Annotated in this window: 12 protein-coding genes; 7 read left to right on the top strand and 5 right to left on the bottom strand. The window is 68.5% G+C overall.

The genetic code is table 11. The annotated features are described in order from the left end of the window. The first annotated feature begins 67 nt into the window (after positions 1 to 67). Positions 68 to 2341, top strand: a complete 2274-nt coding sequence (locus ASG69_RS05560) for an ATP-dependent DNA ligase (protein WP_056441054.1) — start codon at positions 68 to 70, stop codon at positions 2339 to 2341. A 193-nt stretch (positions 2342 to 2534) separates the two neighbouring features. Continuing rightward, on the top strand, positions 2535 to 3743 hold the full coding sequence (locus ASG69_RS05555) for a lipase family protein (protein ID WP_056441051.1): 1209 nt from the start codon (positions 2535 to 2537) through the stop codon (positions 3741 to 3743). 10 nt (positions 3744 to 3753) lie between these two features. On the opposite strand, the gene ASG69_RS05550 is transcribed toward ASG69_RS05555, so the two are convergent. The 4 genes from ASG69_RS05550 to ASG69_RS05535 all read right to left on the bottom strand — a co-directional run bounded on the left by ASG69_RS05550 (position 3754) and on the right by ASG69_RS05535 (position 9494). Beyond that, positions 3754 to 5628, bottom strand: coding sequence for an ABC transporter ATP-binding protein (locus ASG69_RS05550; RefSeq protein ID WP_056441049.1), 1875 nt, complete (start codon positions 5626 to 5628; stop codon positions 3754 to 3756). Positions 5629 to 5728: 100 nt separating this feature from the next. Further along, the gene (gene lon, locus ASG69_RS05545; protein WP_056441046.1) at positions 5729 to 8047 is read right to left on the bottom strand and encodes an endopeptidase La; all 2319 of its coding nucleotides are present in this window, start codon (positions 8045 to 8047) and stop codon (positions 5729 to 5731) included. A 192-nt stretch (positions 8048 to 8239) separates the two neighbouring features. Beyond that, a complete protein-coding gene (locus tag ASG69_RS05540) occupies positions 8240 to 8635 on the bottom strand; it encodes an OsmC family protein (RefSeq protein ID WP_027506084.1) in 396 nt (131 codons plus the stop codon). 43 nt (positions 8636 to 8678) lie between these two features. Then, positions 8679 to 9494, bottom strand: coding sequence for an alpha/beta fold hydrolase (locus ASG69_RS05535; RefSeq protein WP_056441043.1), 816 nt, complete (start codon positions 9492 to 9494; stop codon positions 8679 to 8681). A gap of 118 nt (positions 9495 to 9612) precedes the next feature. Here ASG69_RS05535 and ASG69_RS05530 point away from each other — a divergent pair, with 118 nt between their 5' ends. Together ASG69_RS05530 and ASG69_RS05525 are read left to right on the top strand one after the other, a co-directional pair. Beyond that, the gene (locus ASG69_RS05530; RefSeq protein WP_235578862.1) at positions 9613 to 10170 is read left to right on the top strand and encodes a DUF4190 domain-containing protein; all 558 of its coding nucleotides are present in this window, start codon (positions 9613 to 9615) and stop codon (positions 10168 to 10170) included. 48 nt (positions 10171 to 10218) lie between these two features. Continuing rightward, a complete protein-coding gene (locus ASG69_RS05525) occupies positions 10219 to 10485 on the top strand; it encodes a hypothetical protein (protein WP_056695702.1) in 267 nt (88 codons plus the stop codon). Positions 10486 to 10494: 9 nt separating this feature from the next. Here ASG69_RS05525 and ASG69_RS05520 read toward each other — a convergent pair whose 3' ends face one another. Further along, a complete protein-coding gene (locus tag ASG69_RS05520; protein ID WP_027506082.1) occupies positions 10495 to 10980 on the bottom strand; it encodes a ribonuclease H family protein in 486 nt (161 codons plus the stop codon). Between the two features lie 136 nt (positions 10981 to 11116). On the opposite strand from ASG69_RS05520, the gene ASG69_RS05515 reads away from it, so the two are divergent. From ASG69_RS05515 to ASG69_RS05505, 3 genes are all read left to right on the top strand, one after another. Further along, the gene (locus tag ASG69_RS05515; RefSeq protein WP_235578861.1) at positions 11117 to 12148 is read left to right on the top strand and encodes an oxidoreductase; all 1032 of its coding nucleotides are present in this window, start codon (positions 11117 to 11119) and stop codon (positions 12146 to 12148) included. After that, positions 12138 to 13100 carry a DNA-3-methyladenine glycosylase family protein gene (locus ASG69_RS05510; protein WP_442971093.1) on the top strand — a complete coding sequence of 321 codons (963 nt, stop codon included), beginning with the start codon at positions 12138 to 12140 and terminating at the stop codon, positions 13098 to 13100. Before ASG69_RS05515 ends, ASG69_RS05510 begins: the two co-directional genes overlap by 11 nt. Before the next feature lie 175 nt (positions 13101 to 13275). Further along, a complete protein-coding gene (locus ASG69_RS05505; protein WP_027506079.1) occupies positions 13276 to 13794 on the top strand; it encodes a VOC family protein in 519 nt (172 codons plus the stop codon). Positions 13795 to 13845: the final 51 nt, after the last annotated feature.

The raw sequence follows: 13845 nt of genomic DNA, 5'->3' as shown, positions 1-13845 counted from the left end.
TGCCACCGAGCGTGGCACCGCTCTCGAACATACCCAGCTCGCGAAGCACGCAATCTATCCTGGACCCATGGCATCGCTGGAGGTCGCGGGGCGACAGATCGCCTTGACCAACGTCGACAAGGTGCTGTGGCCGGAGACGGGCACCACCAAGGGCGAGGTGATCGACTACTACGTCGACATCGCGCCCGCGATGCTCCCCCACCTTCTCGGACGCCCGGTCACGCGGAAGCGATGGCCGAACGGGGTCCAGGCAGGCTCGTTCTTCGAGAAGAACCTCGCCGCGTCGGCCCCGGACTGGCTCGATCGACGACGTCTGCACCACTCCGACCGCGTCGTGGTCTACCCCGTCTTCCACACCGCCGCCGATCTCGCGTGGCTAGGACAGCAGGCTGCGCTGGAAGCCCATGTGCCGCAATGGACTTTCGACGGCGACGAGCAGGGCAAAGCCACCCGCATCGTCTTCGATCTCGATCCGGGCGAGGGCGTCGACCTCGACACCTGCGCGACCGTGGCCTGTGAGGTACGGGCGATGATCACCGACATCGGGCTCACCGCCCACCCCCTCACCAGTGGTAGCAAAGGCATACACCTGTACGTCCCGCTGGAGAAGCCGGTCTCGTCGTCCGGTGCCTCGACCGTCGCGAAACGCGTTGCGACGCTTCTCGAGGAGAAGATGCCCGATCTGGTCACCGCATCGATGTCGAAGGCTCTGCGGCCCGGGAAGATCTTCCTGGACTGGAGTCAGAACAACGGCAAGAAGACCACCATCGCGCCGTACTCGCTGCGCGGACGCGACCGCCCGACCGTCGCGGCTCCGCGGACGTGGGACGAGCTCTCCGGCGGCGGTCTCGCCCAACTGAGCTTCGAGGAGGTGCTCGCTCGCTTCCACCGGGACGGCGATCTGCTCGCCGGCCTCGATCCGGAGCCGGAGGCGTCGACGATCACCGACAGCCTCGGTCCGTACCGCGGCAAGCGGACTGCCTCGCGCACACCGGAACCCGTCCCGACGACATCGACGACTCGGGAATCCGCGGACCCGATCTTCGTCATCCAGGAACACCACGCACGTCGACTCCACTACGACTTCCGACTCGAGCGCGACGGCGTGCTGGTCTCGTGGGCGGTCCCGAAGAATCTGCCGACGGACGAGAAGAAGAACCATCTCGCCGTGCACACCGAGGACCATCCGATGGACTACGCATCCTTCGAGGGGACCATCCCGCAGGGCGAGTACGGCGGCGGCGAGGTGAGCGTCTGGGATCACGGCACCTTCACCACCGAGAAGTGGCGGGACGACGAGGTCATCGTCGAGCTCGCGGGTGAGCGCGTCGCGGGCCGGTACGCACTGATCCGGACCGACCGGGACCAGTGGCTCGTGCACCGGATGACATCGCGCCCCCAGCCGACACGCACGGAACTGCCCCAGCACCTGCGGCCGATGCTGGCGTCCGCCGGAACGCTGTCCGGACTCGAAGCCGACGAGTGGTCGTTCGAGGGGAAGTGGGACGGCGTCCGCATCGTCGCGACCCTCGACCACGGGGACGTCGTACTCGAGAGTCGGACCGGACAGGACCTCACGCGCCGCTACGCGGGGATCACGGCGCTCGCCGCGGATCTGTCCGACCATGCGGTCGTACTGGACGGTGAGGCCGTGGTCTACCGCGCGGACGGAGTCACCAGCTTCCAGGCACTGCAGGACGCGCATCCCGACGACGTGCAGTTCATCTGCTTCGACATCCTCCACCTCGACGGCACGGATCTGACGGGCAAGAAGTTCACCGACCGGCGCAAGATCCTCGAGCTGCTCCTGACCGGCCTCGAGACGGCGACCGTCTCGCCGCTCCTGCCCGGCACAGCGGCGGGAGCACTGTCCGAGAGCGAACGCCGCGGGTGGGAGGGCATCGTCGCGAAGCGGCGGGACTCGACCTACGAGGTGGGCCGACGCAGCACCTCGTGGATCAAGGTGAAGAACTGGCGGACGCAGGAGGTGGTCATCGGCGGATGGCGCGCCGGCAAGGGTTCCCGCACCGGGAGCATCGGGTCGCTCCTGCTCGGCATCCCGTCGAAGAACGGACTGCACTACGTCGGGCGCGTCGGCACCGGATTCACCGAGCGACAGCGTGCGGACCTGTTGACGCTTTTGCGTCCGGCCGTCGTCGACGAGTCACCGTTCGACGAACCTCTCCCCACCGCCGACCGCCGCGATGCGACGTGGGTGGCCCCCACCGTCGTTGGCGAGGTGCGGTTCTTCGAGTGGACGGACGGCGGCTCGTTGCGCCATCCGAGCTGGCGGGGCCTGCGTGAGGACAAGACCGTCGAGGACGTTCACCGCGAGGACTGAGCGCTCCCACTCGAGTGGGCAAAGTTTGGACCTTACACAAGAACCATCGAGAACGGTTGTCGCCGTCGTGTCGCTTGCTTACGGTTCGATCACGGGGCCGGGGCGCCGTTTCCCGAGTGGAACCGAGCGCTCGGGCAGTGTTCAATGTGGCTGTCGTTCGATAACCGCACAGTCGGTTCGTAGGAGTGTTCCAGTGAGATCCATTCGTCGCCTCGTGCTCGCCGCGGTCACCGCAGCCGTCGTCGCTGCCGCCCTTCCGGGGACCGCAGCCGCAGACGCCCAGTACCCGACCCCCAATGCCGACCCGTTCTACTCCGCGCCGGGCGACATCTCCGGGCTCGCACCGGGCACGGTCCTCGCTAGCCGTCCGATGCCCAACCCGCCCAACTTCATCGGCGTGTCGACATGGCAACTGGCGTTCCGCAGCACCGGCAGCGAGGGCAACCCCATCGTCGGTGTCACCACCGTCTTCGTCCCACTGGGGAAGGCGCCCGACGGCCCGCTGCTCTCCTACCAGCAGATCGTCAATGCTCTCGGCCTGAAGTGCGCGCCCTCGCAGGCGTTGTGGTCGACCGACCCGAACGTCGTCATCCGCGACGCCGCCGCCTTGAACGCGGTGTTCACCCGCGGCTGGTCGGTCTCGATGCCGGACCACCTCGGCCCCAACAGTGCCTACGGCGCCGCCAAGCTGGGCGGTCAGATCACGCTGGACGGTATCCGCGCTGCCAAGAACTTCGATCCGCTGCAGCTGCGCAACAGCCCCGTCGGCATGGGCGGCTACTCCGGCGGCGGCATGGCCACCGCCTGGGCAGCCGCGTTGGCACCCTCGTACGCACCCGAGTTGAACATCGTGGGCAGCGCCCAGGGTGGCGTTCCGATGAACCTGTTGAAGATGGCCTACATGCTCGGCGAGAACACACCGCACCCCGTGTTCGGGCTGGCACTGGCCGCGGCGATCGGTCTCGGTCGCGAGTACCCGGACCGGATGCCCGTGTCGCAGAACCTGACTCCCCAGGGCACGTCGATGATGAATCAGATCGCCGACTCCTGCACCAACGACATCCTGGCCGTGGGCGCCAACCACAGCGCCGCGGAGATCACCGCGAACAAGTCGGTGTTCGCAGACCCGCAGGGCCGTGCCGTCGTGGAAGAGAACAGTGTCGAGCTCTACCCCGGCGTTCCGCGCGCACCGATCTTCGAGTGGCACAGCCCGACCGACGGGCTCATCCCCGTCGACGCCATCGACAGCACCACCGCCCGGTACTGCAGCGCCGGCGCTCGAGTGCAGACGCTGCTCACCCCGACCCCCGACCACCTCAGTGGCGCGTTGCTCGGGCTGCCGTCCGCACTGCAGTGGCTGAACGATCGCTTCGCCGGTCTGCCTGCACCCAGCACCTGCTGATCGCGGAGGGTCAGGCGCGGACCGGTTCGTCGAACTGCGTGCGGTAGAGCTCGGAGTACCGACCCGAGTTCGCCAGCAGTTCGGTGTGCGTACCGCGCTCGACGACGCGGCCGTTCTCGATGACCAGGATGAGATCGGCCGCCCGGATGGTGGAGAGCCGGTGCGCGATGACGATGGACGTCCGTCCCTCCAGTGCCTCGGCGAGTGCCTCCTGCACCGCGGCCTCGGAAGTGGAGTCCAGTGACGCGGTGGCCTCGTCCAACACGACGACGGTGGGACGCGCCAGCAGCAGGCGGGCGATGGTGACGCGTTGACGCTCACCACCGGAGAAGCGATAGCCGCGCTCGCCGACCACGGTGTCCAGGCCGTCCGGCAGCGACAGCACCAACTCCTCGAGACGCGCACGCCGCAGCGCGGACCAGATCTCCTCCTCCGTCGCATCCGGGTGCGCCAGGGTGAGATTGGACCGCAACGTCTCGTGGAACAGGTGGCCGTCCTGCGTGACCATGCCGACGGTGCGACGGATCGATTCGGCCGTCAGATCCCGCACGTCGACGTCACCGATGCGCACGGCACCGGAATCCACGTCGTACAGCCGCGAGACGAGCTGCGCGATGGTCGACTTTCCTGCACCGGACGAGCCGACCAGGGCCACCATGTGTCCGGGCTCGGCGCGGAAGGACACCCCGTGGAGCACCTCCTCGCCGCCGCGAGCATCCAGGACGGACACGTCCTCCAGAGACGCCAGTGACACCTTGTCGGCCGACGGATAGGCGAAGCGGACGTCGTCGAACTCGACGGTGACCGGGCCCTCCGGAACCGCCCGGGCATCGGGTTTGTCGGTGATGAGCGGATCGAGGTCGAGGATCTCGAAGACCCGCTCGAAGCTCACCACGGCGCTCATGATGTCGACGCGGGCGCTCGCCAGTGCGGTGAGCGGCGCGTACAGCCTGGTCAGAAGCAGCGCGAGAGTCACGACCGACCCTGCGTCGAGCTGCCCCCGCAGCGCGTAGAAGCCACCGAGGCCGTAGACGAGCGCGAGTGCCAGCGCGGACACGAGGGTCAGCGCCGTCACGAAGACGGTCTGGACCATGGCCGACCGCACGCCGATGTCGCGGACGCGGCCCGCCCGCAGCGCGAACTCGGCCGACTCGTGGTCCGGGCGTCCGAACAGCTTGATCAGTGTCGCGCCGGGAGCGGAGAAACGCTCCGTCATCTGCGTCGACATGGCCGCGTTGTGCGCGGCGGCCTCACGCTGCAGGCGGGCGAGCCGAGTGCCCATCCTGCGGGCCGGGAGCACGAAGATAGGCAACAGCAACAGTGCCAGCAGGGTGATCTGCCAGGAGATCCCGAGCATGACGACGAGGGTGAGCAGCAACGTCACGAGGTTGCTGACGACACCCGACAGCGTGCCGCTGAAGGCGCGCTGCGCCCCGATGACGTCGTTGTTCAGCCGCGAGACCAGGGCACCGGTGCGCGTGCGTGTGAAGAAGGCGATGGGCATCTTCTGCACGTGGTCGAACACGCGAGTACGGAGGTCGAGGATGAGGTTCTCGCCGATTCGCGCCGAGAGCCACCGGTTCACCAGCCCCGTACCGGCATCGAGCAACGCCACGACCGCGATGATGACGGCCAGTACGAGGACCGTCCCGTACGCGCTGCCCTGCACGATCGCGTCCACGACACGGCCGGCCAGCACGGGCGTCGCGACGGCCAGGACCGCCGCGACGACGCTGAGGATCAGGAACCCGACGAGCAGGGAGCGCAGGGGTCGCGCGAACACCATGATCCGCCGCACGGTCACCCGGGAGAACGGTCGGTGATCGTCGCCGTTGGTGTGCATCGATCGGTACATCTGGTTCCACGCGGTCATTTCCATACTCATGTGGAACCTCCTGTTACTCGTCACGATCTCGGCACACCCACGGCGCGGCCCGTTCACCTGCACTGAGGGCAACCCCCGCGCTGCCCCGCTCATTCCGTGGTCAGGCCGCGGCGACCTGCTCCCGCGCAGGTTCGAGGGCTTGGGCGACGATATCGGCGACGTCCGACATGGGCCGGACGTCGACGGCAGCCCGTACCTCGGCCGGCACGTCGTCGAGATCGGGCTCGTTCCGCGCGGGAACGAACACGGTGGTGAGTCCGGCGCGCTGAGCGGCGAGCAATTTCTGCTTCACCCCACCGATCGGGAGTACCCGACCGTTCAGGGAGACCTCGCCCGTCATGCCGACGTCGGACCGCACGGGACGGCCCGTCGCCATCGACACCAGCGCGGTGACCATCGTGACGCCCGCGGACGGGCCGTCCTTCGGTACGGCGCCTGCCGGCACGTGGATGTGGATCGCCTTGTCCAGCGCCGTGGGGTCCACCCCGAGTTCCGCCGCGTGCGACCGCACGTAGGAGAGCGCGATCTGCGCCGACTCCTTCATGACATCGCCGAGCTGACCGGTGAGGGTGAGGCCGGCGGTGTCACCCGTCGAGCTCGCCTCGATGAACAGGACGTCGCCGCCCAGACCGGTCACGGCCAGGCCCGTCGCGACACCGGGGACCTCGGTGCGTTGGTGTGCCTCGGGGGTGAAGCGGGGCCGTCCGAGGTAGGTGACCAGATCGGGCTCGTCCACGGTGATGGGCCGCTCGTCTTGCGCCAGCACGGTCGCCACCTTGCGCAACGCCTTCGCCAGCAGTCGCTCGAACTGACGGACACCGGGCTCACGGGTGTAGTCGGCGGCGATCGTGCGGAGTGCAGCGTCCGTGACGGTCACCTCGGCATCGGTCAGTGCAGCGCGGTCGACCTGCCGCGGGAGCAGGTGGTTCCGTGCGATGACGACCTTGTCGTCCTCGGTGTAGCCGTCGATGGTCACCAGTTCCATACGGTCCAGCAGCGCTGTCGGAATCTGGTCGATCACGTTGGCGGTCGCCAGGAACACCACGTCCGACAGGTCGAGATCGAGGTCCAGGTAATGGTCACGGAACGTGTGATTCTGAGCCGGATCGAGGACCTCGAGCAGCGCCGCCGCGGGGTCACCGCGGAAGTCCGATCCGATCTTGTCGATCTCGTCCAGCAGGACGACGGGATTCATCGAGCCTGCCTCGGCGATCGCACGCACGATCCGGCCCGGCAGGGCTCCGACGTACGTACGCCGGTGTCCGCGAATCTCGGCCTCGTCGCGCACGCCACCGAGGGCGACGCGAACGAACTTGCGGCCCAAAGCCTTCGCCACCGACTCGCCCAGCGAGGTCTTGCCGACGCCGGGAGGACCGGCCAGCACCATGACGGCACCGGATCCACGTCCGCCCACCACCGTCAGACCGCGTGAAGCGCGCCTCGACCGGACGGCCAGGTACTCGGTGATGCGGTCCTTCACGTCGTCGAGTCCGTGGTGGTCGGCATCGAGAACGGCGCGCGCTGCCACGATGTCCGTGCTGTCGTCGGTCGTCACCGTCCACGGCAATTCCAGGACCGTGTCCAACCACGTTCGGATCCAACCACTCTCGGGACTCTGATCGCTCGAGCGCTCCAGCCGGCCCACCTCGCGCAGCGCCGCCTCACGAACCGAGTCGGGCAGGTCTGCGGATTCGACGCGTCCGCGGTAGTCGTCGGCACCGTCGGGCTCGCCCTCGCCCAGCTCCTTGCGGATGGCGGCGAGTTGCTGGCGCAGCAGGAATTCCTTCTGCGTCTTCTCCATGCCGTCGCGGACGTCGCCGGCGATCTTGTCCGTCACCTCTACCTCGGCGAGGTGGTCGGTGGTCCACTCGGTCAGCGCCGTCAATCGTGCTGCCACGTCCGGGGTCTCGAGCAACTGCCGCTTCTGGACATCGGTGAGCCACGACGCGTAGCCGGCGGTGTCGGCCAGCGCGGACGGGTCCGAGAGCTTGTTCACCGAGTCGATGACCTGCCATGCCTCGCGGCGCTGCAACATGGCCAGAACGAGCTTCTTGTACTCCGCGGCGAGAGTCCGTACGGCGTCCGTCGGCTCCGGCTCGGACACCGGCTCGGCCTCCACCCACAGAGCGGCGCCGGGGCCGCTCACGCCGGACCCGATGTGCGCACGCTTCTCCGCCTTCAGCACCGCAGCCGGCTCACCGGTCGCGAGACGGCCGACCTGCACGATCGTCGCCACGACACCGTAGGCGGGGTAGCGGTCGTCCAGTCGTGGGGCGATCAGCAGAGTGCCGTCGGCGCTGGTCCGCGCGGCGTCGACCGCAGCGCGGGCAGCGTCGTCCAGTTCGACCGGCACGACCATGCCGGGCAGGACGACGGGGTCGGTCAGGAACAGAACGGGCAAGCGAGTCGATTCGCTCATGGGGTCCTCCAAGGTTGCGCGTGATCAGCTCAACTTGGCGGCGGTCCCCGGTGTTCCCGCAGATGAGGGCGTTCGCTGGAGGCGGACATGGCGGGGGCCGAGAGTGGTTCCCGCAGGCATTCCATGCTCCCGCAGCGGCTGCAACCACTACCGCGAGGCGGAACACCCGCGGGAACGATCAGCCGGCGGCGCTCACTCGCTCAGCGTCACGTCCACGCCGGTGACGGTCTTGAGGAACGGGCAGATCGACCGTGCCTGCTCGAGCACGTCGCCCGGGTTGTCGACGCCCGGCAGTGTCACGCCGAGGCGGTAGGCCGCGTCGTAGCCCGCGCCGTCCGCGGAGGACAGCGTCACCTGTCCCTCCACCGATGCGCCGTCGAGGGATCCCCCCGCGGTACCGACGGCGATGCGCAGCGACTCGAGCAGGCAGGAGCTCAGCGCAGCGGCCATCAACTGTTCGGGGTTGGTCGCCCCACCCGGACCCCCGAGGTCGGAGGGCTCGTGGACATCGAGGGAGAGCACGTCGTCGCTCGAGGAGATCGATCCGTCGGTGGCGGTGACAGTGGCGGTGTACAGGTCTTGACTCATGCCTGCCGGGTGTCCGCGAACCGCTGTCCGCAAACCACCGAGGTCAGGAGTGCTCGGCGAGGAAGCCGAGCACCTCGTCCTCGAACTTCCGCGGCTCGTCGAGAAACAGTGCGTGACTGCTGTTCTCGAACACGACGGTGCGCGCGCCGGGAATCGTGTCACCCACGTACTGTGCCGCTTCCCACGGAAACGCCTTGTCGTGCTTGCCCACCATGACCAGCGACGGCAGATCGAGTGCCGGCAGCAGATCGCGCCAGTCGTGATGGGTGTGGTCCGCCATCACCGCGTTGCGCGCCTCCGAGGACATCTTCGTCATCTCCGCGAGGAGGACCTCGACACGCTCGGCGGAGAGGTCGGTGGCGGTGATCTCGTCGAGCTGTTCGCGGTCGAAGTTCTCGCGGTCGTACGTCACACGGCCCTGCACCGCGGCCAGCGACGCGTCGTCGAAGATGCTGGTGTGCGCCAGGGTCCACTCGGGCGTCCGGTACTGCCGCGGAGTCTGCGCGACGTAGATCGCCTGCGCCAACAGGTCGGTGCCGAACAGCTCCTGGTAACTCCAGATCACCGGACAGCCCAGCGACCACCCCAGAACGGTGACGTCCGTCAGCTCCAGCCCCACGAGCAGATCGCGGAGGTCCTTGGCCAACCTCGACACCCGGTAACCGTAGCCCGGGTCCTCCGAATCACCGTGTGCGCGCAGATCGACGGTGATCACACGGGCATGCTCGGCGAGCCGATCGACACTGCCGTCGAAGAAACGGCCGCTGAATCCCCACCCGTGCAGCATCACGAGCGGCCGTCCCGTTCCCTGGTCGGTGTAGTGCAGGACTGTGCCGTCGCTGACGGTCCACGTACTCATCCTGCTGAGATACCCCACCGGACACCTGCGGTAACGGTGCGATCACGCACCCACGCCGAAGGTGCCGTCCGGCGCTACAGTGCGAGACACCAGCCGAGTCGCCCGTCAGGAGAGACCAGTGAGCGGTCCCACGCCCGAGTACGGCCAGCAGCCCGAGTACGGCGGGCAACCGCCGTACGGCCAGCAGCCTCAGTACGGTCAGCAGCCTCAGTACGGTCAGCAGCCCGGTTCGGGCGGGCAGTACCCACCACCCGGCGGCTACGACGGCGGCTACGGCCAGCCCCCGGTCAGCCCGAAGAACGGCGTGGGAATCGCGGCGCTGATTCTCGGCATCCTGTCGATCCTGGCCTTCTGGACCTTCGGATTCGGCATCTTCCTGGGCATCATCGCCGTGGTGCTCGGCGTGCTCGGCCGCGGCCGAGTCAAGCGCCGCGAAGCCACGAACGGCGGCGTCGCCACGACGGGGCTGGTGCTGGGTGTCCTCGGCATCATCGGTGGCGCGGTGTTCATCGCCCTGACCGTGTGGGTGTTCAACGAGGTGGGAGTCGGCGACCTCGCGACCTGCCTCAGCGACGCCGGTGGCGACGCGACACGGGTCGAGCAGTGCCAGCAGCAGTTCACCGACAATCTGGAGAACCAGTTCTCGGTGACCTTGACGCCCGCTCCGACGCCGTGACAGGTGCGGAAGGGTTGACCGCGCGGTGGATCGGGCACACCGGTGCTCATGAGTGATTCCGTGAACGAGCCCGTCGACACCGCATCCATCGACCCGCGCGAGGAGTCCAAGGGCACGGGTGCGGACACTGCACAGAGTCCGGACGAGCGCGACGAGGCCGTGCGCGAGTTCGACAACCATGCCGAGGCCGAGCCGGCGCCGACCCTCGATCGGAGTGAGGCCGCCGTGGACGAGGGCAAGGATCTGCCCGCCCCGAGTCCGCGCGACGTGACCGCCGGCGACAAGGACGACAAGCAGACCGCTCGCCAGGAATGAGCCTCTGCTCTAGAAGAGCGTGACGGGTTCCTGTGCGCCGACCGGCTCGCACGGCGTCAGCGAACCGTCTCGGATCGCCCGCGCAGCGATTCCTGCCAGCTCGTCCGCCATCTCGTTGAACTGGTTGCCCACGTGTCCGCGGACCCAGCGGAACCGCACCGGACCCTCGCGCTCGGTGATGGCACGGTCGATCGCGCGGACCAGTTCCAGATTGCGCACGGGCCCACCCGTCGACGTGCGCCAGCCCTTGCGCTTCCATCCGGCGAGCCACTCCGACGCACACTTGATGGCGTACTGACTGTCCGACTCGATGAGCATCGGCTCCGGACCCGGATGCGCGGCCACGGCCTCGTACAACGCCCTGAGCTCGGCGATCTGATTCGTGCCGGACGCTTCTCCGCCGGAGGCGGACGGGCCGGTGTGGTCGACCCAGGCCCAGCCGATGGCCCCGCCGGGGTTCTTCAGGCACGAACCGTCGGTACTCACGATGATCACCCTCGAGACAGTACGGCCGAGGACCGACAATTCCGCGGTCCCGCGCCGAGCGCACACCCTGTCCACGGCTCGGCCTACTCTCGAACGTGAACCATCAGCCCAGACCTCGATCTGGACCGACACAGGGAGACGCCACGTGACCTCGCCGACCGACGATCGATCCGCCACCGAGATCCCGGAGAACTTCCGCGCCCTGGTCGCCCGGCAGACCGACGACGGTGTGGATCTGACGTCCGAGACGGTCGACCTGTCGTTCCTGCCCGAGGGCGAGGTGGTCGTCCGCGTCGAGTACTCGGGCGCCAACTACAAGGACGCCCTGGCCGTCACCCCGAAGGGCGGAGTGGTGCGGGAGTACCCCATCGTCCCCGGCATCGACCTCGCCGGTGTGGTGGTCTCCTCGACGTCCGACGGGGTGTCGGTCGGTGACCGCGTCGTGGCACACGGCTACGAGATCGGCACCGGACGTCACGGCGGCTATGCCGAGTACGCGCGCGTTCCGGCCGAGTGGGTCGTGCCACTCGCGGACGGACTGTCGACGGCCGACGCCGCCACCATCGGCACCGCGGGCTTCACCGCCGCACTCAGCGTGCAGGCCCTGCTGGCGCGTGGCCTCACCCCGTCCGACGGTGCGGTACTGGTCACCGGAGCGAGCGGCGGGGTCGGCAGTGTCAGCGTGGACCTGTTGTCGCAGGCCGGGTTCGAGGTGGTCGCCTCCACCGGCAAGGAGTCGGCACACGACCTGCTGACCACACTCGGCGCGTCCTCGATCATCGGCCGCCTCCCCGAGGACCCCGACGCGGCGCCGCGTCCCCTCGGGAAGGCGCAGTGGGCCGCCGCGGTCGACTGTGTCGGCGGCAAGACCCTCGCGCACGTACTCAGCACCACGAGGTACGGCGGCGCGGTCGCCGCCAGCGGGCTCACCGGGGGAGCAGGGCTCTCGACCACGGTGTTGCCCTTCATCCTCCGGGGAGTGGCCCTGCTGGGCATCGACTCGGTGCAGTTGCCGATCGAGGCCCGACGCACCCTGTGGAACGACCTGGCCGGTTCCCTGCGCCCGAGTCGGCTCGCCGAGGTCACCACCGAGGTGACTCTCGACGAGGTGGCGGGAGTGCTCGACTCCCTGCGCGACGGGGCCACCATCGGTCGCACCCTCGTCCGTGTCGGCTAGCTCGTTTCCCGTGCTCGATCCCGGACACACTTCCCGCGGCGGTGCGGTGGAGATCACGCTCACCTCGGATCGCCCGCTCGCCCTGCGGTATTCGTTGTCGCCACACCGCCGCGGAGCGGGCGATCCCGCCCATCGGGTGGAGTCCGACGGATCCATCTGGCGCACCTCACGGTTTCGCACGGGGCCGGTGACGTATCGCCTGCGCCAGGTGGACCGGTTCGAGGTGACCTGCGAGGCCTGGGGCGCCGGCTCCGCGGAGTTCCGCGACTCTCTACCGGGGCTCGTGGGCATGGAGGACGACGCCGACGGATTCGCGCCCGAGCACCGCATCCTCGCGGAGGCGCATCGTCGATTTCCCCATCTGCGCATCGGCCGCACCGGGCAGGTCATGGAGGCGCTGGTCCCGGCCGTTCTGGAGCAGAAGGTGCACGGGGTCGCCGCCTTCGCGGCATGGCGCTACCTGCTCTCGAAGTTCGGCGAGCCGGCACCGGGACCGGCGCCCGCGGGAATGCGGGTACCGCCGCCCGCCGAGGTCTGGCGGCGGGTGCCGTCCTGGGAGTTCCACCGGGCGAACGTGGATCCGAAGCGCTCCAAGACGATCGTGCGGAGCGCCGCCCTGGCCGACAAGCTCGAACCGATCGTGTCCATGACGAGGGAGGATGCCGAGCGCCGGTTGCGCCACGTTCCCGGAATCGGCGTGTGGACCGCGGCCGAGGTGATGCAACGGGCGCTGGGAGATGCGGACGCTCTGTCCGTGGGCGACTACCACCTGGCGTCGGTGATCGGATGGACGTTGACGGGGGCACCGATGACGGACGACGAGATGCTCGAGTACCTGGCGCCGATCCGGCCGCACCGCTATCGCGCGGTACGTCTGCTCGAGGTCAGCGGAACGGCCCTGCGCCCGAAGTTCGGTCCGCGCACCGTGGTCACCGACCACCGCCATCACTGACGGACGCTGCGAGGTGTGTGCACACAGTTACTGGTGAGCCCACACGATCTCCCGCACGCAGGAGCGGGTGTTCGGTTCACGCAGGCTGTGTCCACGCGGCTGCGGGAACAACCGGGGTACAGTTGAAGTTGAAGCTTCAAGCTAGCGACAACGCCTCGATCCGAAGGGACCTCTCATGGCCATCTCCCGTCTGAACCACGCCGTGCTCTACGTGCGCGACGCCCAGCGCAGCGCACGCTTCTACTCGGACGTGCTCGGTTTCCGCGTCGTCATGTCCATGGGCGATCGCGCCGTGTTCGTGCAGGCGCCGGACAGCACGAACGACCACGACCTCGGCCTGTTCTCCGTCGGCGACGGAGCGGGCGCGTCCCCGGCCGGCCGCAGCACCGTCGGGCTCTACCACCTGGCCTGGGAGGTGCAGACGCTGTCCGATCTCGTCGACCTGCGGGAGAAGCTGGCCACCGCGGGCGCACTGGTCGGCGCATCCGATCACTCGACGTCCAAGAGTCTCTACGGCCAGGATCCCGACGGCATCGAGTTCGAGATCGCCTGGCTCGTGCCCGCGGACCGCATCGACGACGCCGTCCTCCACGGTCGTTCCAGCATCGCTCCGCTGGACCTCGACGCGGAGATCGCTCGTTACGGCGCCGACACCACGGGCGGCATCGGCGTCAGCACGGCGGCGCTGTCCTGACGGACGCCTCTCACCCGGTGCCGGGCGGAAATAGCGGCGGCTCACAGGTGT

The sequence above is a fragment of the Rhodococcus sp. Leaf225 genome (assembly GCF_001426145.1).
GTDB lineage: Bacteria > Actinomycetota > Actinomycetes > Mycobacteriales > Mycobacteriaceae > Rhodococcoides.
The sequence above is the reverse complement of the archived record's forward strand: the minus strand, read 5'-3'. Positions and strand labels throughout refer to the sequence as shown.

Excerpts from the sequence above, each read along its gene's own strand:
- ASG69_RS05560 (WP_056441054.1), top strand. The coding sequence starts at position 68 with ATGGCATCGCTGGAGGTCGCGGGGCGACAGATCGCCTTGACCAACGTC.
- ASG69_RS05550 (WP_056441049.1), bottom strand. The coding sequence starts at position 5,628 with ATGAGTATGGAAATGACCGCGTGGAACCAGATGTACCGATCGATGCAC.
- lon (WP_056441046.1), bottom strand. The coding sequence starts at position 8,047 with ATGAGCGAATCGACTCGCTTGCCCGTTCTGTTCCTGACCGACCCCGTC.
- ASG69_RS05540 (WP_027506084.1), bottom strand. The coding sequence starts at position 8,635 with ATGAGTCAAGACCTGTACACCGCCACTGTCACCGCCACCGACGGATCG.
- ASG69_RS05535 (WP_056441043.1), bottom strand. The coding sequence starts at position 9,494 with ATGAGTACGTGGACCGTCAGCGACGGCACAGTCCTGCACTACACCGAC.
- ASG69_RS05525 (WP_056695702.1), top strand. The coding sequence starts at position 10,219 with ATGAGTGATTCCGTGAACGAGCCCGTCGACACCGCATCCATCGACCCG.
- ASG69_RS05505 (WP_027506079.1), top strand. The coding sequence starts at position 13,276 with ATGGCCATCTCCCGTCTGAACCACGCCGTGCTCTACGTGCGCGACGCC.